General features: G+C 71.8%; 16 protein-coding genes and 1 pseudogene. 10 read left to right on the plus strand and 7 right to left on the minus strand.

Annotated elements, in window-relative coordinates:
- Positions 1-76: 76 nt before the first annotated feature.
- Both AB0F29_RS05075 and AB0F29_RS05080 read left to right on the plus strand, forming a co-directional pair.
- On the plus strand, positions 77-769 hold the full coding sequence (locus AB0F29_RS05075; protein ID WP_361867525.1) for a helix-turn-helix domain-containing protein: 693 nt from the start codon (positions 77-79) through the stop codon (positions 767-769).
- 69 nt (positions 770-838) lie between these two features.
- A pseudogene (locus tag AB0F29_RS05080) lies at positions 839-1,535 on the plus strand (uridine kinase).
- Between the two features lie 138 nt (positions 1,536-1,673).
- Here AB0F29_RS05080 and AB0F29_RS05085 read toward each other — a convergent pair.
- Together AB0F29_RS05085 and AB0F29_RS05090 are read right to left on the minus strand one after the other, a co-directional pair.
- Positions 1,674-2,585, minus strand: coding sequence for a PfkB family carbohydrate kinase (locus AB0F29_RS05085; protein ID WP_361867526.1), 912 nt, complete (start codon positions 2,583-2,585; stop codon positions 1,674-1,676).
- Positions 2,582-3,553, minus strand: a complete 972-nt coding sequence (locus tag AB0F29_RS05090) for a pseudouridine-5'-phosphate glycosidase (protein WP_361867527.1) — start codon at positions 3,551-3,553, stop codon at positions 2,582-2,584. Before AB0F29_RS05090 ends, AB0F29_RS05085 begins: the two co-directional genes overlap by 4 nt.
- Before the next feature lie 104 nt (positions 3,554-3,657).
- Between AB0F29_RS05090 and AB0F29_RS05095 the strand changes: the two genes are divergently transcribed.
- A complete protein-coding gene (locus AB0F29_RS05095; protein WP_361867529.1) occupies positions 3,658-4,020 on the plus strand; it encodes a cupin domain-containing protein in 363 nt (120 codons plus the stop codon).
- Between the two features lie 95 nt (positions 4,021-4,115).
- On the opposite strand, the gene AB0F29_RS05100 is transcribed toward AB0F29_RS05095, so the two are convergent.
- From AB0F29_RS05100 to AB0F29_RS05110, 3 genes are all read right to left on the minus strand, one after another.
- Positions 4,116-5,318, minus strand: a complete 1,203-nt coding sequence (locus AB0F29_RS05100) for an MFS transporter (protein ID WP_361867796.1) — start codon at positions 5,316-5,318, stop codon at positions 4,116-4,118.
- 255 nt (positions 5,319-5,573) lie between these two features.
- Entirely contained in the window at positions 5,574-6,131 is a 558-nt protein-coding gene (locus tag AB0F29_RS05105) for a methylated-DNA--[protein]-cysteine S-methyltransferase (protein ID WP_361867530.1), read from the minus strand.
- Between the two features lie 77 nt (positions 6,132-6,208).
- Positions 6,209-7,090: a glycerophosphodiester phosphodiesterase family protein gene (locus AB0F29_RS05110; protein WP_361867532.1), complete on the minus strand. Its 882-nt coding sequence runs from the start codon at positions 7,088-7,090 to the stop codon at positions 6,209-6,211.
- Positions 7,091-7,319: 229 nt separating this feature from the next.
- Here AB0F29_RS05110 and AB0F29_RS05115 point away from each other — a divergent pair, with 229 nt between their 5' ends.
- The 5 genes from AB0F29_RS05115 (at position 7,320) to AB0F29_RS05135 (ending at position 14,644) form a co-directional block, all read left to right on the plus strand.
- A complete protein-coding gene (locus AB0F29_RS05115) occupies positions 7,320-8,150 on the plus strand; it encodes an MHYT domain-containing protein (RefSeq protein ID WP_361867534.1) in 831 nt (276 codons plus the stop codon).
- A gap of 39 nt (positions 8,151-8,189) precedes the next feature.
- Entirely contained in the window at positions 8,190-10,319 is a 2,130-nt protein-coding gene (gene uvrB / locus AB0F29_RS05120) for an excinuclease ABC subunit UvrB (protein ID WP_361867535.1), read from the plus strand.
- Positions 10,320-10,569: 250 nt separating this feature from the next.
- A complete protein-coding gene (locus AB0F29_RS05125; protein ID WP_026290465.1) occupies positions 10,570-11,148 on the plus strand; it encodes a TerD family protein in 579 nt (192 codons plus the stop codon).
- A 275-nt stretch (positions 11,149-11,423) separates the two neighbouring features.
- Positions 11,424-13,382, plus strand: a complete 1,959-nt coding sequence (locus tag AB0F29_RS05130; RefSeq protein ID WP_361867537.1) for a TerD family protein — start codon at positions 11,424-11,426, stop codon at positions 13,380-13,382.
- Between the two features lie 242 nt (positions 13,383-13,624).
- Complete coding sequence (locus AB0F29_RS05135; RefSeq protein WP_361867538.1) at positions 13,625-14,644, plus strand: TerC family protein; 1,020 nt, start codon at positions 13,625-13,627, stop codon at positions 14,642-14,644.
- Positions 14,645-14,772: 128 nt separating this feature from the next.
- On the opposite strand, the gene AB0F29_RS05140 is transcribed toward AB0F29_RS05135, so the two are convergent.
- Positions 14,773-15,429 (minus strand): MBL fold metallo-hydrolase, encoded by a 657-nt coding sequence (locus AB0F29_RS05140; RefSeq protein WP_018957617.1) that lies wholly within the window; start codon positions 15,427-15,429, stop codon positions 14,773-14,775.
- Positions 15,430-15,439: 10 nt separating this feature from the next.
- Positions 15,440-16,129, minus strand: a complete 690-nt coding sequence (locus AB0F29_RS05145) for a maleylpyruvate isomerase family mycothiol-dependent enzyme (RefSeq protein WP_361867540.1) — start codon at positions 16,127-16,129, stop codon at positions 15,440-15,442.
- Positions 16,130-16,304: 175 nt separating this feature from the next.
- Here AB0F29_RS05145 and uvrA point away from each other — a divergent pair, with 175 nt between their 5' ends.
- Positions 16,305-19,373, plus strand: coding sequence for an excinuclease ABC subunit UvrA (gene uvrA, locus AB0F29_RS05150; RefSeq protein ID WP_361867542.1), 3,069 nt, complete (start codon positions 16,305-16,307; stop codon positions 19,371-19,373).
- 350 nt (positions 19,374-19,723) lie between these two features.
- On the plus strand, positions 19,724-20,152 hold the full coding sequence (locus AB0F29_RS05155) for a Rieske (2Fe-2S) protein (protein WP_032790784.1): 429 nt from the start codon (positions 19,724-19,726) through the stop codon (positions 20,150-20,152).
- Positions 20,153-20,190: the final 38 nt, after the last annotated feature.

Consider the following 20,190-nt stretch of genomic DNA (forward strand, 5'->3'; position numbering starts at 1 on the left):
CCCGAGCCGAATTGCGATACTTGGTTTTACCAAGCTTCAGCTTGGAAAGTCCAACAACATGTCTAGACTGCGTCGCATGCCACGTCAGCAGCAGCCAGCAGCACGCCCCGTCCGTCGCCGGAGCTACGACCAGTTCGACGCCACCGCCCGCGCCCTCGACTCCGTCGGCGACCGGTGGACGCTGCTGATCGTCCGTGAACTGCTGGGCGGGCCGCGCCGGTACACGGATCTGCACGCCGACCTGCCCGGCGTCAGCACGGACGTGCTGGCCTCCCGGCTCAAGGACATGGAACAGACCGGACTGGCCCTGCGCCGCAAGCTGCCGCCCCCGTCGGCGGCGTCGGTCTACGAGCTGACCGCCCGCGGCCACGGCCTGCTGCCCGTCCTCGCGGCCCTCGCCGAGTGGGGGGCGCCCGCCCTCGCCGAGCGCCGCCCCACGGACGCGGTGCGGGCCCACTGGTTCGCCCTGCCCCTGCTCGGCGCCCTCGCCGGGCTCACCCGGGAGGGCGTCCTCGAAGTCCGGCTGGAGGAAGGCGAGTTCCACCTCCGTTTCGGTGAGGGAGCGGGGGGCGCGCTCACGGCCGCCGAAGCGGTCGCCGCGGTGTACGGCTACGGCCCCGCCGACCGCCCCGACGCCCGGATCGTCCTCGACGCCGAGGCGTGTCTGGAGCTCGCGCGGGGCGGGGCGACCCTCGCGGAGGCGGTGAAGGACGGCCGCGTCGAGGTGCTCGGCGAAGGCCCGCTCGCCGCCGAACTGCGGGGCGCCTGAACCTCCCGCACGGGCGGCCGGGCCTCCCTCACCCGAGCGTCCCACCGCCGGTGCGGCGATGATGGGTCCGTGCGACTCGAAGCGATCACCTGGGAACGGCTGGCCGGCGAGCTGGCCCGCTACGGCGACGGGCTGTCCGCCGCCGACGGCGGGGCCTGGCTCGCGCTCGGCATCGACGGAGCGCCGGCCGCCCGCACCGGCGAGAGCGCCGAGCGCCTCGCGCGGGAGCTGCGGCTGCTCGGCCGTGCGGTGCTCGTCATCTCCACCGAGGGCTTCCTGCGCCCGGCGAGCCTGCGCTTCGAGTACGGGAAGCGGGACCCGGACGCGTACGCCGACAGCTGGTACGACACCGGGGCGCTGTGGCGCGAGGTGTTCGGGCCGCTGGAGGCCGGCGGCTCCGGCCGCGTGCTGCCCGATCTGTGGGACCCGGTGACCGACCGGGCCACCCGTAGCCCGTACCACTCCCTGCCCGAGGGCGGGGTGGTCGTCGTGCACGGCCCGTTCCTGCTGGGACACTGGTTCCCGTTCGCGCTCAGCGTCCATCTGCGGCTGTCCCCGGGGGCCCTGCGGCGACGCACGGCCCCCGGGGACAGCCGCAGGGCCCCCGGGGGCCCTGCGGCGACGCACGGCGGAGCCGGAACGCTGGACCCTGCCCGCGTTCGCCCGGTACGAGGACGAGGTGGCGCCCTCGGACCGCGCGAACGTGGTGGTCCGGGCGGACGACCCGTCACACCCCGCTTGGTCGGGGCTGCCCGGGAGCGGGTGAACGGGCCCTCTCCGGCACCGCCCGTCACCGGGGCGGTGGATGTTGCCCGACCCGGCGCCGCCCGTCACCCCCGACCCGGCGGCGGCCGTCACACCAACTCTGCCCCGCCTGTCACACCGACCCGGCGGCGGCCGAGGGCTACCGGACCGACGGCCGGCCGCCCACGGTGGCCACGGCCACCGCCCCCGCCCGGCAGCCCTCGGCCGCCGCGGCCAGATCGTCGGCCCCGGCCAGCAGCGCCGCGAGGAACCCGCCGGTGAAAGCGTCGCCCGCTCCCGTCGAGTCGACCGGCTCGCGCACCGGCGGGGCGGGCACGCGGCCGACGACCTCGCCCCCGGCGGCCACCACGGCTCCGCGCGCGCCCAGAGTGACGACGACGCGCGGGAACCACCGGCTCAACTCGGCCGCCGCGGCCTCCGGTCCGGGCAGCCCGGTGAGCAGGCGGGCCTCGTCCGCGTTCGGCAGCAGCAGCTCCGCACCCTCCGCGAACTCCAGGAACCGCTGGGGACCCAGCTCGCCGAGGAACCCGGCCGACGCCGGGTCCACGCTCACCGGAATACCCCGCTCCACGGCGGTGCGCAGGGCGAGGAGGGCGGCGGCCCGGCTCACCGCGGCGAACAGGAGATAGCCGGAGAGATGCAGCCGCCCGACACCGTCGAGCATCGTGGGCACGAAGTCCTCGACGGTGAGCCGCAGCACCGCCCCGCCGTCGGTCAGGAACGTGCGCTCCGCCGCCGCGTCGACCAGGGCGACGACGGTCGCCGTCGGGAACGCGTCGTCCACCGCCAGGAACGCCCGCACCCCCGCCCGCTCCAGCTCCTCCCGGTGCCAGCCGGCCGACTCCGCCCCCGCCCTGGCCAGCAGCCGCACGTCCGTACACCCCGAACGCACCGCCCAGCAGGCGACGTTGGCCCCCGCACCACCCGGCAGCGTCCGGATCCGGGCCGCCGTGTCCGTACCGTGGGCGAGCTCCGATCCGTACCGCACCACCACGTCCGTGACCACGTCCCCCACCACCAGCAGCCCACCGCCCGCCGCCGGACGGTTCACCGGGCGCCCGCCGCCGCGACGGCGATCCGCGCCGCGAGCGTCACGTTTCCGCGGACGGCCGCCAGGTTCGCCTCCAGCGACGCGCCCCCGGTCCGCCGCATCAGCTGGTCCAGCAGGAACGGAGTCACGCCCTGCCCCGAGACGCCCCGCTCCCGGCACGCGTCCAACGCCTCCGCCAGCACCCGGTCGTGCAGTGCCGGATCCAACTGATCCGGTTCCGCTACGGGGTTGGCGACGATCAGTGCGGCCGGCGGGCCACCCAGCGCCTCCTTCGCCCGGATCACCTCCACCACCTCCTCCGGGCTGTGCACCGTCCAGTCGACGGGTTCGCCGGAGCTGCTCAGGTAGAAGCCGGGGAAGTGCCCGGTGCCGTAGCCGACGACACAGACGCCGAGGGTCTCCAGCCGCTGAAGGGTCGCCGGGATGTCGAGGATCGACTTCACCCCCGCGCAGACCACGGTGATCCCGGTGCGGGCGAGCAGCCGCAGATCGGCCGACTCGTCCTGGTTCTCGGCCCACTCCCGGTGTACGCCGCCGAGCCCGCCCGTCGCGAAGACGCCGAGGCCCGCCCGCGCCGCCAGGAACGCCGTCGCGGACACCGTCGTCGCCCCGCTCGCCCCGGCGGCGAGCGCCGGGGCGAGATCGCGGTGCCCGAGCTTGCGTACCGCCGGGTCCCCGGCGACCCGCTCCAACTGGCCTTCGCCCAGGCCGACATGGGCCCACCCGTCCAGAACGGCGACGGTGGCCGGGACGGCGCCCGCGGACCGGACGAGCCCCTCAAGCTCCCGGGCCACGGACAGATTGCGGGGGCGCGGCAGACCGTGAGCGATGATCGTCGACTCCAGCGCCACGACAGGCAGACCGGCGCTCAGGGCGGCCCGCACCTCCGCCGAGAGCACGGGTTCGTAGGCCTTCGTCCCAAGGTTCTCGCGCGGAGCGGGACGCTGGTCCGGTGGGTTCTGAGGCATGCCCCATCCCTGTCGCGGCCGGGAGGAGCGCAAACCACCGACGGACCTCCTGGGGCGGGTCCTGGCCGCGGGTTGGCCGGAAGTGGTCGCTAAGGTGACCGGCCATGACGACAAACGACCAGGTCCCCGCCTCCTTCGCCGTGCACATCCCGGACGTCGAACTCGTACCGGAACCCCTCGATCCGGCGCAGATCGTCTCGGGCGATCCCGTGGTGACGGGCAAGGTGCTGGGGGAATCGGCCGACGGCAAGCAGCTCCGGGGGATCTGGCAGATCACCCCCGGCGTGGTCACCGACACCGAGGCGAACGAGCTGTTCGTGGTCGTCAGCGGACGGGCGACGGTCGAGGTCGAGGGCGGGGCGACGCTGGAGATCGGCCCGGGGGACGCCTGCGTCCTGCGTGAGGGCGACCGGACGACCTGGACGGTTCACGAGACGCTCCGCAAGGCGTACCACATCAGCCTCTGAGGGCTGTGGGTGACAACTACGTTCGCGCCGAAGGCGGTTGGGGTAATTATGGCCCTCGCGCCCGGTTGCGGCCGTGGACGCGGTCCGGCGGCGTGTCAGCCGCTGACCGCTCCCGGCTGCCGCAGGCTCCGGTGCAGGGCGAGCGCGGCGACCGGCAGCAGCAGCGCGGCGCCGATCGCGTTGAGGAGGCCGTATCCCCACTGGGCGACGATCACCCCGGCCGCCGCCCCGCCGACCGCCGCCGCCGCGTTCATGGTCAGGTCCGACAGCCCCTGCACCGCGGCGTGGGCCGACCGTGGCACCGCGTCGGTGAGCAGCGCCGAACCGGCGATCATCCCCGCGGACCAGCCGAGGCCCAGCAGGAACAGGCCCGCGGCTGTCTGCCCGTGCCGGGGCCCGGCGGTGCCCGCGAGCAGCGCGGCGCAGCTCAGGAGTCCGACGGCCAGTCCGATCACGGCGAGCCGGCCGAACCGGTCGGCCAGCCAGCCCATCACCGGTGAGAACGCGTACATGCCCGCGATGTGACCGCTGATGACGAGCCCGATCAGCTGGAGGCCGGCGCCGTGCCGGCCCAGGTCGACCGGGGTCATGACCATGATCGACACCATGGCGGTGTGCGACACGGTGACCGTCAGCAGGGCGAGCCGCGCCATCGGCGACTCCCGCACGGCCTCGATCCCGGCGCGCAGGGAACGCTTCGGCGGCCCCGCCGGGCCCTCCGGAGCCAGGGCGCGGGCGGTGAGGAGCGGATCCGGGCGCAGGGCCAGCGCCACGACCGCTCCGGCGAGCAGGAACACGACGGCCGAGCACAGATACGGCCCGGCGGCCTCGGGCACCGGCGTACCGCGGAACAGCCGGCTCGCCGGGGCGGAGATGTTGGGGCCCACGACCGAGCCGATCGTGGTGGCCCAGACGACGACGGAGATCGCCCGCCCCCGCCGCTCCGGCCCCACCAGGTCGGCCGCCGCGAACCGGGCCTGGAGACCGGCCAGGGATCCCGCGCCGAACGCGGCCATACCGAGCAGCAGCAGCGGGAAGCTGGGCAGCATCGTGGCGAGGACCACCAGGCCGCCGCCCAGCGCACCGATCAGATAGGCGAGCGCCAGGCCGGACCTGCGGCCCCGGGTGGTCATCAGGGCGGCCAGCGGCAGGGACAGCAGCGCCGTGCCGACGACGGACGCGGTCGGCGCCAGCCCGGACAGCGCCTCCGAACCGCTCACCTCGGCGGCCAGTATCGGAGCCAGGGCGATGCCGACGGCCACGCCGAGGCCGCCGAGTATCTGGCTGACGATGAGCACGGCCGACGTCCGGCGCTGGAGAGCGGGTATGCCGGCGGCCGTGACCTGGGAGGGGGAGAGGGGTCGCGTCACCGGCGCAGTGTGTCACCGCTCGGCCGCCGCCGTGCACCCGGGCGGGTGAACGAATCCTGACGCTGATCGACCGGAGAGGCTCGGTGGCTGTCGTCCGGATGGGGCGGAACCCGCGAGCCCGGCATGATCCGAACGAGTTGCCAAGGGCCTGTCGCCGAGCAGGCGGGACTTTCGAAACACGCCCTAGAACAGCGGCTCCGGCAGGACCCCCTCCAGCGCCAGCAGCTGCCGCTTGGTCTCCAGACCGCCGCCGAACCCGCCCAGGCCTCCGTCGCTCTCCACCACCCGGTGACACGGCACCACCACCGGCAGCGGGTTGGCCCCCATGGCCGCGCCCACCGCCTGCGCCCCCTCCGGCCGGCCGACCCGCGCGGCCAGCTCCCCGTACCCGACGACCGTCCCGTAGGGCACCCCGGACGCCAGCTCACGGAGCACCTCACGGTGGAACCCGGAGGTGAGCGACCAGTCCAGATCGAGGTCAAAATCCTGCCGCTCGCCCGCGAAATACGCAGCGAGAGCGCGTATGGGCCCGGCGAGCCGCGCGGAACCGGGCGCCTCCACCGGCTCCGTGCCGAAACGGGTCCGCAACCGGTCGAGGACCCCGTCCCGCACGGCGGGGCGGGCGTGGAAGGACACACTCACCAGACCGGACCCGGTCGCGGCGAGCAGCAGCGGGCCGATGCCGCTGTCCACGACGGCCCACTCGACGGCCGGATCGGCACCGGTCCCGTAGCTGTTCATGCCGACCACCGTACGGCCCGCCACTGACAGCGGCGGGCCCGTCTGCCGGAAACCGACGGGCCCGCCCCCCTGCCGCGTCAGCTCGTCGCGTCGCGCACCACGTCGGGGAAGTTGGTGATGATGCCGTCGACCCCGTGGTCACGGGCCTTCACCGCGTCCGCCGCCTTGTTGACCGTCCACGTGTTCACCCGCAGACGCTTGCCGTGCGGGCCCTTGAGCCGCTGGACGGCCGCCACGTAGTCGGCGCCGATCGTCGCGTACGAGGGGTTGATCTGATCGGTGAACGCCGCGTACGAGGGCAGGTCGGCCACCGCGGGTGTGCCCAGGAAACCGGTCGTGATGTCGGGGCGCAGGCTGTGCACCTTCTTCACGCTGTCGGCGCCGAAGCTCTGGATGACCAGCCGACTCCGTACGTGGGAGCGGTCCAGCCACCCCGACCGCCCCAGGACCCGGATGATGTCCCGCTCGATGCCCGGGTAGGTCGCCGGGCTCTTGATCTCCAGCAGCAGCTTCTGCCGGTTGCGCTCCATGCGGTGCAGGAACTGGGTGAGCGTCGGCACCCGGGCCCCGGTGAACCGCGCTCCGAACCAGCTGCCCGCGTCGAGCCTCGCCACCTCCGCCGCGGTGAAGTCCTTCACCGCCCACGGCGCCCGGTCGGGGAAGACCTGCTCGGCGTCCGTCGTGCGCTTGAGGTCGGTGTCGTGCAGCACGACGAGCACGCCGTCGCGGGTGCGGTGGACGTCGTTCTCGACCCATTCGATGCCGAGCGCGTCGGCGGCGTCGACGGCGGCGAGGGTGTTCTCCGGCGCGTAGCCCGACGCCCCCCGGTGGGCCACGACGACCGGGGCGTCCTGCCCCTGCCGCTCCGGAGCCTCGGGCCGGTCGGCGGGCAGCAGCAGGGCGCCGGCGCCGAGCAGGGCGGCGGCCGTGGTGGAGGCGGTGGCGGTGCGGACGAACACGGGGACTCCTCACGTCGGGAGTGTGCGGACACGCAGAGAGTGACAGCGGCCCGCCAACACCCGGCGGGGCGGCGATGGCCGCGAAATGAACGGAGCCTTCGATCCCGGGGCCACCGCCGGAGCACGCCCCGCGGCCATGCCGATAAAATGGGCTTTCTTTGTCTGCCTGCCGGGACTCGCCCCTTAAGGACCCTCCTCGACCCCGGGCTTTTTCGAAGGGCGTGCGCGCATGCAAGGAACAGTCGACGGATTCACCTACGGCCTGGTGACTCCGGTCGCGGCTTTCCTCATGGCTGCCCTGGGAGCCGCCCTCGGACTCCGCTGCACCACCCGGTCCTTTCACGCGGCACGCTCCTGGCGGGCCGGCTGGCTGGCGCTGGGTTCGCTGTCCATCGGCTCCGGGGTGTGGACCATGCACTTCGTCGCGATGACGGGCTTCACCGTGCAGGAGACCCCGATCTCCTACGACAAACCCCTCACCTTCGCAGGCCTGGCCATTGCCGTGGTGATGGTCGGCATCGGCATCTTCATTGTCGGCTACCGGGGCGCGACCCGCATGGCGTTGATCACGGGAGGGACCATCACCGGCCTCGGCATCGCCTCGATGCACTACCTCGGCATGGCGGGCATGCGTATGGACGCGCGGTTCGCGTACGACACGCCCCTCGTGGTCCTCTCGGTGCTGATCGCCGGAATCGCCGCCACAGGCGCCCTGTGGGCCGCCGTCACCCTCCGGGGAGCCCGCTCCGGCCTCGGCGCGAGCATCCTGATGGCCGTCGCGGTGACCGGGATGCACTACACCGGCATGGCCGCGCTCGACGTGCACCTGCACCTGCCGCCCACCCTGCCGTCCGACCTGACCGACGTCCTGCCCGGCGACCGGCCCGCCGAGATGATCGGCCCGATGCTGGCAGGACCCGGCTGCTTCCTGCTCCTCGCCGCCGTGGTGCTCATGTTCGACCCCAGGGCCGTGACGGGCGAGCCCGGTCCGGACCCGCGGGGCGGGCAGCGCCCGCGGAACATCGCCCGGGAGGGGGCGGAAGGGGCCCGTTACCGCTGATCCGGGGCCGTTGTCAGTGGCGGGCCGTACGGTGGATGCATGCGGCCCGTTTCCAAGATCGAACGTTCGGTGGCGCCCTTCGAGGTCGTCAGTCCCTACCAGCCCAGCGGCGACCAGCCGGCGGCCATCGCCGAGCTGGAGCGGCGCATTCGCGCGGACGAGAAGGACGTCGTCCTGCTCGGCGCGACCGGCACCGGCAAGTCGGCGACCACCGCCTGGATGATCGAGAAGCTGCAGCGCCCCACTCTGGTGATGGCGCCGAACAAGACCCTCGCCGCCCAGCTGGCCAACGAGTTCCGCGAGCTCCTCCCGAACAACGCGGTGGAGTATTTCGTCTCGTACTACGACTACTACCAGCCCGAGGCGTACGTCCCGCAGTCGGACACCTACATCGAGAAGGACTCCTCCATCAACGAGGAGGTCGAGCGGCTGCGCCACTCGGCGACGAATTCGCTGCTCACCCGGCGTGACGTCGTCGTGGTCGCCTCCGTCTCCTGCATCTACGGCCTCGGCACACCCCAGGAGTACGTGGACCGCATGGTCCGGCTCAAGGTCGGCGAGGAGATCGACCGCGACCAGCTGCTGCGCCGTTTCGTCGAGATGCAGTACAGCCGTAACGACCTGGCGTTCACCCGCGGCACCTTCCGCGTCCGGGGCGACACCATCGAGATCTTCCCGGTCTACGAGGAGCTCGCCGTCCGGATCGAGATGTTCGGCGACGAGATCGAGGCCCTGTCCACGCTGCACCCGCTGACCGGCGAGATCATCAGCGAGGACCCCATGGTCCACGTCTTCCCCGCCAGCCACTACGTCGCCGGGCCCGAGCGTCTGCAGAAGGCCGTCAGCGGCATCGAGCAGGAGCTGGAGCAGCGCCTGGCCGAGCTGGAGAAGCAGGGCAAGATGCTGGAGGCCCAGCGACTGCGCATGCGCACCACGTACGACATCGAGATGCTCCACCAGATCGGCACCTGCTCCGGCGTCGAGAACTACTCGATGCACTTCGACGACCGCGCGCCCGGCACCGCCCCCAACACCCTCCTCGACTACTTCCCGGACGACTTCCTGCTCGTCCTGGACGAGTCCCACGTCACGGTCCCGCAGATCGGCGCGATGTACGAGGGGGACGCCTCCCGCAAGCGGACCCTCGTCGACCACGGCTTCCGGCTGCCGTCCGCGATGGACAACCGGCCGCTGAAGTGGGAGGAGTTCCTGAAGCGGATCGACCAGACGGTGTACCTCTCCGCCACCCCCGGGAAGTACGAGCTCTCGCGCGGCGACGGTTTCGTCGAGCAGATCATCCGCCCCACCGGCCTCATCGACCCCGAGGTCGTGGTCAAGCCCACCGAGGGTCAGATCGACGACCTGGTCCACGAGATCCGCAAGCGCGTCGAGCGCGACGAGCGGGTCCTGGTCACCACGCTCACCAAGAAGATGTCGGAGGACCTCACCGACTACTTCCTGGAGCTCGGCATCCAGGTCCGCTACCTGCACAGCGACGTCGACACCCTGCGCCGCATCGAGCTGCTGCGCGAGCTGCGCTCCGGCGAGTACGACGTGCTGGTCGGCATCAACCTCCTGCGCGAGGGCCTCGACCTCCCCGAGGTGTCCCTAGTGGCCATCCTCGACGCCGACAAGCAGGGCTTCCTGCGCTCCGGCACCTCGCTCATCCAGACCATCGGCCGCGCCGCCCGTAACGTCTCCGGCCAGGTCCACATGTACGCCGACAAGATCACTCCGGCCATGGCGCAGGCGATCGACGAGACGAACCGCCGCCGCGAGAAGCAGGTCGCGTACAACACCGAGCGCGGCATCGACCCACAGCCGCTGCGCAAGAAGATCAACGACATCGTCGCGACCATCGCCCGCGAGGAGGTCGACACCGAGCAGCTGCTCGGCACCGGCTACCGGCAGGGCAAGGAGGCCAAGGCGCCGGTGCCCGCGCTCGGCTCCAAGGCGGCCAAGGGTGGGGCGAAGGGCAGGGCGGCCTCGCCCGGCGCGGTGCTCAGCGACCGGCCCGCCACCGAACTGGCCGGGATCATCGAGGAGATGACCGAGCGGATGCGGGCCGCGGCCGCGGACCTGCAGTTCGAGGTGGCCGCCCGGCTGCGCGACGAGGTCGGTGAACTGAAGAAGGAACTGCGCCAGATGAAGGAGGCGGGCCTCGCCTGATCCCGGTGGCCCTGCGGGCGCGGGATCGCCGCTGACGGGTGCCGGTCCCGCGCCTGTTCCGGGGCGGTATCCGGCCCCGTTTCCGGTGCGACTCCGGTGTCGTTTCCGAGGCGCCGATCGGGCCGCGCCGGGTGTGTTGCAAGAGCGACACGAAAACGGGCCGAGCCTGCTGTCGCCCGGGGTGGAATGCGTAGGGTGCGGGGAAACCGCACACGGATGGTTGCGGGGCAATGCCGAGAGGGGACAGCGCGTGACGGTCAATATGACCAAGGGTCAGGCCATCAGCCTGCAGAAGAGCGACGGGGGGACCCTGACCGCGGTACGGATGGGGCTCGGCTGGCAGGCGGCTCCGCGCCGTGGCCTGTTCGGTTCGCGCACCCGCGAGGTCGACCTGGACGCCTCGGCGGTGCTCTTCGCCGACAAGCAGCCGGTCGACGTCGTGTTCTTCCGCCACCTCGTCAGCGATGACGGCTCGGTCAAGCACACCGGTGACAACCTGGTCGGCGGCGCCGGCTCCGGCGGTGACGACGAGGCGATCCTCGTCGACCTCCAGCGCGTCCCGGTCCACATCGACCAGATCGTCTTCACGGTGAACTCCTTCACCGGGCAGACGTTTCAGGAGGTCCGACACGCCTTCTGCCGCATCGTCGACGAGACCAACGGCCAGGAGCTCGCCCGGTACACGCTCGACGGCGGCGGCCAGTACACCGCCCAGATCATGGCGAAGGTGCACCGCGCGGGCAGCGGATGGCAGATGACAGCCCTCGGGAACCCGGCCAACGGCCGCACCTTCCAGGACCTGATGCCGTCGATCCTCCCGCACCTGTAGGACCCTCACCGTTCCGGCACGGCCCGCACCGGAGCGACCAGGAGCAGCTCCCGGAGGCACCCGCCGCCGGGAGCTGCCCCACACGGCGGCACGCACGGACAACACGCACAGACCGCACGGCACAGAAAAGCAGGGCACACACGCACGTGCACGGCACGCACATACACGGCCGGGCACGGTACACACGTCCACGGTCATACACGGAACAGCAGAACACGGCACCGCACGGCACCGCGCCCGTTGACGCGCGGGCCGTCGTCGAGGGGGACAGGGCAATGACGGCCGAACTGGTCCGGGGGCAGAACCACACCTTGCCCCAGACCCGTCTGGAGATCCGGGTATCGGCGGGCGCGCCCGTCGTGGCCGGGGCCACCCTCGGAGACGAACGGGGCACGGTGCGCGGCGTCGAGTGGATCGCCCACCCCGGCTCGCCCCAGCTCCCCGGTCTTGAGGTCTCCCAGCAGGCGGCGGCCGATCACCGCCTCGCCGTCGACCTGGAGGCCCTGCCCGCCGGCGCCCACCGGGTCACCGTGCTGCTCGCGCTTCCCGTCGGAGTCGGCGGCCCGGCACGGTTCGGCGCCGTCCCCGCCCCCTTCGTCGCCGTCACCGGGCTCGACGGCGCCGAGATCGCCACCTTCACGCTCACCGGCCTGGACGCCGAGTCTGCGGTCAGCGCCCTGGAGCTCTACCGCCGCCAGGATGCCTGGAAGGTCCGAGCCGTGGGACAGGGATACGCCGGCGGGCTCGCCGAGATGCTCGCCGACCAGGGCGTGGCCGAGGCCAGCGGACTGGCCGGATCCATTCAGGAGGCCGTCACCCGGGGCATGGCCCGCTCGGTGGCGCCGCCGCCCCGGACCCAGGAAGGCGACCGCGTACGGCACGCGACGGGCTCCGCGGACCACCGCCCGCCCACCCCGCCCCCGGCCCCGGAGCCCCCCGAGCCGCTGACCGACCCGGCCACCACCCCCCAGCCGCACACCGCCCCGGGCCCGGCCGCCGCGGGGCTCGCCGACGGCCCCATCAACTACGCGCACCCGCGCCGGCACGCCGCGCCCCCGTCGCCCCCGCCGACCACGCCTCCGGCCCAGCCCGGACAGGCCGCGCAGCCGGTCGCCGGGGACGCCACCGGCTGGTCGATGGACGAGCGCCTTTACAACCAGATCTGGGGCATGTTCGAGGATCTGGCCCGCGCCGTCGCCGCCTACCGCAGCGCCGCGGACTTCGCCGAGTCCCGGATGGACCAGGAGCTCGACCGGTCGCTGTCCGACCCGCGCAATCGGATCGGGGGCGCGGGCGACCGTGCCCGCGAAGCGGCCCGCGCCAAGCGCGACGAGCTGACCTCCCGGGCCCGGGAGGCACTCGACCGTGATCTGGCCCAGCTGGCCGCCGAGGCGGCCGTCGTCGAGCCCGCGCTCCCGGCCGCGTACGCGGGCTGGGGCAACCCCGTCTGGCACGCCCACCGCGTCCCGATGGAGATACCGATGGCCCTGCGCATCGGCGACCTCCACCTGCCCGAGCGCCCCGACCTGCGCATCCCGCTGCTCGTCCGGCTGCCGCTGGAGCGGGGGATCTGGGTGGACAGCGGACGGACGGCGTCCGAGGCAGCCGCCCTGATGGACACGGACCGGCTGCGCCGGCTCGCCATGGAGACCGCGGTCGCCCACGCGGCGCGGCTGCTCGCGGTGTATCCGCCCGGTGAGTTCTCGGTGCACGTCATCGACCCGGCGGGCGCCGCGGCCGGCCCGCTCGCGCCGCTGGTCGAGGCGGGCGTCCTCGCCGGACCGCCCGCCGCCGGATCCGGGGGAGTGGCCTCGGTCCTCGCCCACCTCACCCGGCGGGTGGACCTGGTGCAGATGGCAGTGCGGGCCGGGGCGTCCGATGCGCTCCCGCCCGATCTGGACACCGGCGAGCAACTCCTGGTGGTCAACGACTTCCCGCACGGCTTCGACGACCGGGCCGTCACCCAGCTCCGCTATCTCGCCGACGAGGGCCCCGCGGTCGGGGTGCACCTCCTGATGGTCGCGGACCGGGAGGAGGCCAGTGCGTACGGGCCGGTGCTCGACCCGCTGTGGCGTTCGCTCCTGCGGATCACCCCGGTAGCCGACAACCACCTCGCCGATCCGTGGGTCGGGCATGCCTGGACGTACGAGCCGTTGGCGGTCCCGCCGGGCAGCCGCGTCCTGGACCAGGTGCTCGCGGCGGTGGCAGCGGCTCGCCGAGGGGCCGGCAGTTGATCGAGCAGAAGGCCACGACCTGCACTTTTGACGATCCCTTTACCCTTTTCTTTACCTTTACTTGGTGATGCCTGTACTGTTTGGGGAACGGAGGGGAGTACTCCTTACGCGACGTCCCGTCAATACGGACCGTTATCGGTCCCGGGGCGCCGGTCCAGGCACGCACAGCGCGTGCAAGGGTGGAAGAGACCTCCGGCAGCGACGACGCTGATAAGTAGCCGTAGCGAACTGCCGGAGGCGCAGTGGACGTTTCATGGACCGTATGGGTCCTGACCATCGTTGGTCTGTCAACCCTGATCGCCGTCGACTTCTTCATCGGGCGCAAGCCCCATGACGTGTCGACCAAGGAAGCCGGAATCTGGACCATCGTCTGGATCGCGCTGGCCGTGCTCTTCGGGGCCGGGCTCGCGGTCGTCGGTGAGAGCCAGGCCTCCGGCGAGTTCTTCGCAGGATTCATCACCGAGAAGTCGCTGAGCGTCGACAACCTCTTCGTCTTCGTGCTGATCATGGCGAAGTTCTCGGTGCCCTCACACCTTCAGCAGCGCGTGCTGCTGATCGGTGTGCTGATCGCCCTGGTGCTCCGGGCGATCTTCATCGCCGCCGGCGCCGCCGTGATCGCGAACTTCTCGTGGGTGTTCTACATCTTCGGCGCGTTCCTGATCTACACCGCCTGGAAGCTCATCCAGGAGGCGCGGGCCGACGAGGACGACGACGACTGGGAGGAGAACCGCCTCCTGAAGTCGATCGAGCACCGCTTCGGTGTCGCCGACAAGTACCACGGCACCAAGCTCTTCATCCGCAACAACGGCAAGCGCGTCATGACCCCGCTGATGGTGGTCATGCTCGCCATCGGTATGACCGACGTGCTGTTCGCGGTGGACTCGATCCCGGCGATCTTCGGCCTGACCCAGGACCCGTACATCGTCTTCACGGCCAACGCGTTCGCCCTTATGGGTCTGCGCCAGCTGTACTTCCTCATCGGCGGTCTGCTGAAGAAGCTGGTCCACCTCAGCTACGGCCTGTCGGTGATCCTCGGCTTCATCGGCGTCAAGCTGGTGCTGCACGCCCTGCACGAGAACGGCGTGCACGTGCCCGTCGTCTCCATCCCGTTCTCCCTCGCCGTCATCGGCGGTGTCCTGGTGATCACCACGATCACCAGCCTCATCGCCAGCAAGAAGATGGCCGCGGCAGAGGCGGAGGAGGCCCGGAAGGCGGAGACCACCGGCCCGTCCGAAGAGGACAGCAAGAGCATCAACAGCTGACCCCGGGGCCGCCCCGGGCGGTCCAGGGACACACCGGCAGCGGCCGGGGCGGTACGGCGAAAGCCGTCCGCCCCGGCCGCTGCCGGTGTACGCGTACGAGGGACACGCGCCGGAGAGGGGCGCGCGGCCTACCAGCCGCGGGCGCGCCACTCGGGCAGCTGGGGCCGCTCGTCGCCGAGCGTCGTGTCGTGCCCGTGGCCCGGATAGACCCACGTCTCGTCGGGCAGCCGGTCGAACAGCTTCGTCTCGACGTCGCGCAGAAGGCTCGCGAACGCCTCGGGGTTCTTGTTCGTGTTCCCCACCCCGCCGGGGAAGAGGCAGTCCCCGGTGAACAGATGCGGGGCGCCGTGCGGATCGTCGTAGACCAGGGCGATGGAGCCCGGGGTGTGACCGACCAGATGGCGGGCGGTCAGCACCACACGACCGACGGTGATCGTGTCGCCGTCCTCGACCAGGACATCGGTCGGGACCGGGATGCCCTCGGCGTCGTACCGGCCCGCGTACGTCCGGGCGCCGGTGGCCCCGACCACCTGGGCCAGTGCCTGCCAGTGGTCCCCGTGCTGGTGCGTGGTGACGACGGAGGCGATCCCGTCGTCACCGATCAGCGCCAGCAGCGTCTCCGGCTCGGCGGCCGCGTCGATCAGCAGCTGTTCGCCGGTCGCCCGGCAGCGCAGCAGATAGGCGTTGTTGTTCATCTCGCCGACGGCGACCTTGGAGATCATCAGATCCGTCAGTTCGTGCACGCTCGCCGGTCCGCCGACCTTCACCGCTCCGCTGTACGTCATACGGCTCAGCCTATAGCGGGGGCAGCGCGGGCAGGGGGCCTCCTGCCGCGGTGAGGGCGGCGCCGTCACGGCGGCCGCAGAGCCAGCCCAGCAGCTCGGCGGCGGGCCCCTGCACCGTCACCAGGGCGCTCGGCGGGCCGCCGCCCGTGCTCCAGGTGCGGCCGTCCAGGTCGGTCAGCGCCGTGGCGGGCACCTCCTGGTTGCCCAGGAAGCGCTCGGCCAGGAAGGCGATCTCCCGCGAAACGAACTCCGCGGGCAGGTCCTCCAGCTCGTAGCCGACGTCCAGATCGACGTGGTGCAGCTCCACCTCGACCCAGCGCCGGAAGGGCACCCGGGCCGCGGAGTCCGTCACCCCGTTGCGCAGGGTGACCGTACGGGACCAGTCGGCGGGTTCGGCGGCGACCGCCAGGAAGCCGTCCGCGCTCTCCCGCAGGTCGGCCAGCTGCTCGGCCGCCGGGCGGGGGGCGCCGTCGGCGATGTCGGCGTCCCGGGTTTCGCTGCTCGCGTACATCGGGAGTCCCCGGAGAACATTTCGGATCGCGTCGGCGTTACGTGACAGGTGGGCCAGAACATGGCCCCGACTCCATCCGGGCAGCCGTGACGGCTCGGCGACAGCGGCGTTGTCCAGTTTGCCGACTGCGTCGAGCAGTCGTTCGGTCGCTTCGCGTACAGCTCCCAGGTCGTGCGCATGATCAATCATGCGGCCGAGCCTAGCTCTGCCACCCATTCGGGTGAAGGAGTCAGAGGGTGGCCGTAAATCGAATGTGCGTGCTATACGCTCGGAATCGAAAGCTTCTTACACCGCTGTGGCGCCCCCCATACCCTGGGAGAGGGGCTCAGTTCCCCCGCTTCTCTCTAGAAAGGTGCGGACCGGCGTGGCCGACCGTCTCATCGTCCGTGGCGCGCGCGAGCACAATCTGAAGAACGTCTCGCTCGACCTGCCCCGCGACTCCCTCATCGTCTTCACCGGGCTCTCCGGGTCGGGCAAGTCGTCCCTCGCGTTCGACACGATCTTCGCCGAGGGGCAGCGTCGCTACGTCGAGTCGCTCTCCTCGTACGCCCGGCAGTTCCTCGGCCAGATGGACAAGCCGGACGTCGACTTCATCGAAGGTCTCTCGCCGGCCGTCTCCATCGACCAGAAGTCGACCTCGCGCAATCCGCGCTCGACGGTCGGCACCATCACCGAGGTCTACGACTACCTCCGGCTGCTCTTCGCGAGGATCGGCAAGCCGCACTGCCCCGAGTGCCGTCGCCCCATCTCCCGCCAGTCGCCGCAGGCCATCGTGGACAAGGTCCTCGGCCTGCCGGAGGGCAGCCGCTTCCAGGTCCTCTCGCCGCTGGTGCGCGAGCGCAAGGGCGAGTTCGTCGACCTCTTCGCCGACCTCCAGACCAAGGGCTACAGCCGGGCGAGGGTCGACGGCGCCACCATCCAGCTCGCCGAGCCGCCCACCCTCAAGAAGCAGGAGAAGCACACCATCGAGGTGGTCGTCGACCGCCTCACCGTCAAGGACAGCGCCAAGCGCCGGCTGACCGACTCCGTCGAGACGGCGCTCGGTCTCTCCGGCGGCATGGTCGTTCTCGACTTCGTCGACCTCCCCGAGGACGACCCCGAGCGCGAGCGGATGTTCTCCGAGCACCTCTACTGCCCGTACGACGACCTCTCCTTCGAGGAGCTGGAGCCGCGCTCCTTCTCCTTCAACTCGCCCTTCGGCGCCTGCCCCGACTGCACCGGCATCGGCACGCGCATGGAGGTCGACCCGGAGCTGATCGTTCCGGACGAGGAGAAGTCCCTCGACGAGGGCGCGATCCACCCGTGGTCCCACGGCCACACCAAGGAGTACTTCGGCCGCCTGATCGGCGCGCTCTCCGAAGCCCTCGGCTTCCGTACGGACATCCCCTGGGCCGGGCTGCCGCAGCGGGCCAAGAAGGCTCTGCTCTTCGGCCACAAGATCCAGACCGAGGTCCGCTACCGCAACCGCTACGGGCGCGAGCGCGCCTACACCACCCCCGCCTTCGAGGGCGCGGTGCAGTTCGTCAAGAGGCGCCACACCGAGGCCGAGAGCGACTCCAGCCGGGAGCGGTTCGAGGGCTACATGCGCGAGGTGCCCTGCCCCACCTGCGAGGGCACCCGGCTGAAGCCGATCGTGCTCGCGGTGACGGTGATGGAGAAGTCCATCGCGGAGGTCGCCGCGATGTCGATCAGCGAGTGCGCCGAGTTCCTCGGCCGCCTCAAACTGAACGCCCGCGACAAGAAGATCGCCGAGCGGGTGCTCAAGGAGGTCAACGAGCGGCTGAGGTTCCTCGTCGACGTCGGCCTGGACTATCTGTCGCTGAACCGCGCGGCGGGCACCCTGTCCGGCGGCGAGGCCCAGCGCATCCGGCTGGCGACCCAGATCGGCTCCGGCCTGGTCGGCGTGCTGTACGTCCTGGACGAGCCGTCCATCGGCCTGCACCAGCGCGACAACCACCGGCTCATCGAGACCCTGGTCCGGCTCCGCGACATGGGCAACACGCTCATCGTCGTCGAGCACGACGAGGACACCATCAAGGTCGCCGACTGGGTCGTCGACATCGGCCCCGGCGCGGGTGAGCACGGCGGCAAGGTCGTCCACTCCGGCTCGCTCAAGGAGCTCCTGGCCAACAAGGAGTCCATCACCGGCCAGTACCTGTCCGGCAAGCGGTCCATCACGACCCCCGACATCCGTCGCCCGGTCGACCCGGCCCGCCGTCTCACCGTGCACGGCGCCCGGGAGAACAACCTCCACGACATCGACGTCTCCTTCCCGCTCGGCGTCCTCACCGCCGTCACGGGCGTCTCCGGGTCCGGGAAGTCGACGCTGGTCAACGACATCCTCTACACCCACCTGGCCCGCGAGCTGAACGGCGCCAAGTCGGTCCCCGGCCGTCACACCCGGGTCGACGGCGACGACCTCGTCGACAAGGTGGTGCACGTCGACCAGTCGCCCATCGGCCGGACCCCCCGGTCCAACCCGGCGACGTACACCGGAGTCTTCGACCACGTCCGCCGCCTCTTCGCCGAGACGATGGAGGCGAAGGTGCGCGGCTATCTGCCGGGCCGCTTCTCCTTCAACGTCAAGGGCGGCCGCTGCGAGAACTGCTCCGGCGACGGCACGATCAAGATCGAGATGAACTTCCTGCCCGACGTGTACGTCCCGTGCGAGGTCTGCCACGGCGCGCGCTACAACCGGGAGACTCTGGAGGTCCACTACAAGGGCAAGTCCATCGCCGAGGTGCTGGACATGCCGATCGAGGAGGGCCTGGACTTCTTCGAGGCCGTCCCCACGATCGCCCGCCACCTCCGTACGCTCAACGAGGTCGGCCTCGGCTATGTGCGGCTCGGCCAGTCCGCGCCGACCCTCTCCGGCGGTGAGGCGCAGCGCGTCAAGCTGGCGAGCGAGCTCCAGAAGCGCTCCACCGGACGCACGGTCTACGTCCTGGACGAGCCGACCACCGGTCTGCACTTCGAGGACATCAGCAAGCTGATCACCGTGCTCTCCGGCCTGGTGGACAAGGGCAACACGGTCATCGTCATCGAGCACAACCTCGATGTCATCAAGACCGCCGACTGGGTCGTCGACATGGGCCCCGAGGGCGGCAACGGCGGTGGTCTGGTGGTCGCCGAGGGGACGCCGGAGCAGGTCGCCTCGGTCCCCGCCAGCCACACCGGGAAGTTCCTCCAGGGCGTCCTGGACGCGGACCGCGTCAGCGAGGCCGCGGTGCCCTCCGGGCGGGGAACGGCCCGCAGGACTGCCGCCCGCAAGACCGCCCCGGCGAAGAAGACCGCCCCGGCGAAGAAGACGGCCGCGGCGTCCAAGAAGGCCGCGGTGGCCAAGGCGAACGCCACGGGTGCCAAGGCGGGTACGGCCAAGGCCGTCACGAAGACGGCCGCAGCGAAGAAGGCCACCCGCGCCCGCAAGGCCTGAGCGAGGGGCGAGCGGCCGCCCGGCCCGGCAGCCGCTCGCCCCTCGGGCCTGTCCGCCCCTTCCGGCCTGCCTCACGACGCCCTGCGGGCCACGACGGGAACGGTCGGACAGACCGTCGTCGGCGACGGCGGCCCCCACAGCACGAAGGGGGCCGCCGTCGCCCGTCCGGACAGGCGCTCCGGCCCGGTCGCAGGGCTTCCGATCCCCGCCGGTATCGTCGGTTCTGTCACCGGCACGCGGGGCCGCCGTCGCCGCCCCGCCCTGTCCGGCGACGCGGATCCGCCGTGATCCACCCCCGAACAACCAGCCCCACCATGATCCACCCCGAACAACAACCCCGTGGAGTCCGCATGCCCGGCCTGCCCGCCGCCCGCCGTACCGTGCTGAAGGGCGCCGCGCTCGCCGGCGCCGCCGGGCTGGGAGCAGCGGCCTGCTCCACCGAGTCCAAGCTCGGCCACGCCAAGAACCCCACCCCCACCGCCCCCGTCGACCTCGGGGCCGCCTCCGAGGTGCCCGTCGGCGGGGCCAAGCTCTACCGCGAGCAGCGCGTGGTCGTCGTCTGCCCGGCGAAGGGCGAGTACAAGGCGTTCAGCGCCCAGTGCACCCACGGCGGCTGTGTCCTGGACAAGGTCGAGGGCACCGAGGGCCACTGCCCCTGCCACGGCAGCCGCTTCGACATGACCACCGGCAAGCCGGTGAAGGGCCCGGCCACCGTGCCGCTGCCCGCCGTCCCGGTCACCGCCGAGGGCGGAAAGCTCGTCGCGGGCCCCGACGCCTGACGCGGCACCCCGTCCCCGACGCCTGAGCCCCCCGGGGC

The sequence above is a fragment of the Streptomyces sp. NPDC026589 genome (assembly GCF_040638385.1).
Classification (GTDB): Bacteria; Actinomycetota; Actinomycetes; order Streptomycetales; family Streptomycetaceae; genus Streptomyces.

Excerpts from the sequence above, each read along its gene's own strand:
- AB0F29_RS05075 (WP_361867525.1), top strand. The coding sequence starts at position 77 with ATGCCACGTCAGCAGCAGCCAGCAGCACGCCCCGTCCGTCGCCGGAGC.
- AB0F29_RS05090 (WP_361867527.1), bottom strand. The coding sequence starts at position 3,553 with ATGCCTCAGAACCCACCGGACCAGCGTCCCGCTCCGCGCGAGAACCTT.
- AB0F29_RS05095 (WP_361867529.1), top strand. The coding sequence starts at position 3,658 with ATGACGACAAACGACCAGGTCCCCGCCTCCTTCGCCGTGCACATCCCG.
- AB0F29_RS05105 (WP_361867530.1), bottom strand. The coding sequence starts at position 6,131 with ATGAACAGCTACGGGACCGGTGCCGATCCGGCCGTCGAGTGGGCCGTC.
- AB0F29_RS05115 (WP_361867534.1), top strand. The coding sequence starts at position 7,320 with ATGCAAGGAACAGTCGACGGATTCACCTACGGCCTGGTGACTCCGGTC.
- uvrB (WP_361867535.1), top strand. The coding sequence starts at position 8,190 with ATGCGGCCCGTTTCCAAGATCGAACGTTCGGTGGCGCCCTTCGAGGTC.
- AB0F29_RS05130 (WP_361867537.1), top strand. The coding sequence starts at position 11,424 with ATGACGGCCGAACTGGTCCGGGGGCAGAACCACACCTTGCCCCAGACC.
- AB0F29_RS05140 (WP_018957617.1), bottom strand. The coding sequence starts at position 15,429 with ATGACGTACAGCGGAGCGGTGAAGGTCGGCGGACCGGCGAGCGTGCAC.
- AB0F29_RS05145 (WP_361867540.1), bottom strand. The coding sequence starts at position 16,129 with ATGATTGATCATGCGCACGACCTGGGAGCTGTACGCGAAGCGACCGAA.
- AB0F29_RS05155 (WP_032790784.1), top strand. The coding sequence starts at position 19,724 with ATGCCCGGCCTGCCCGCCGCCCGCCGTACCGTGCTGAAGGGCGCCGCG.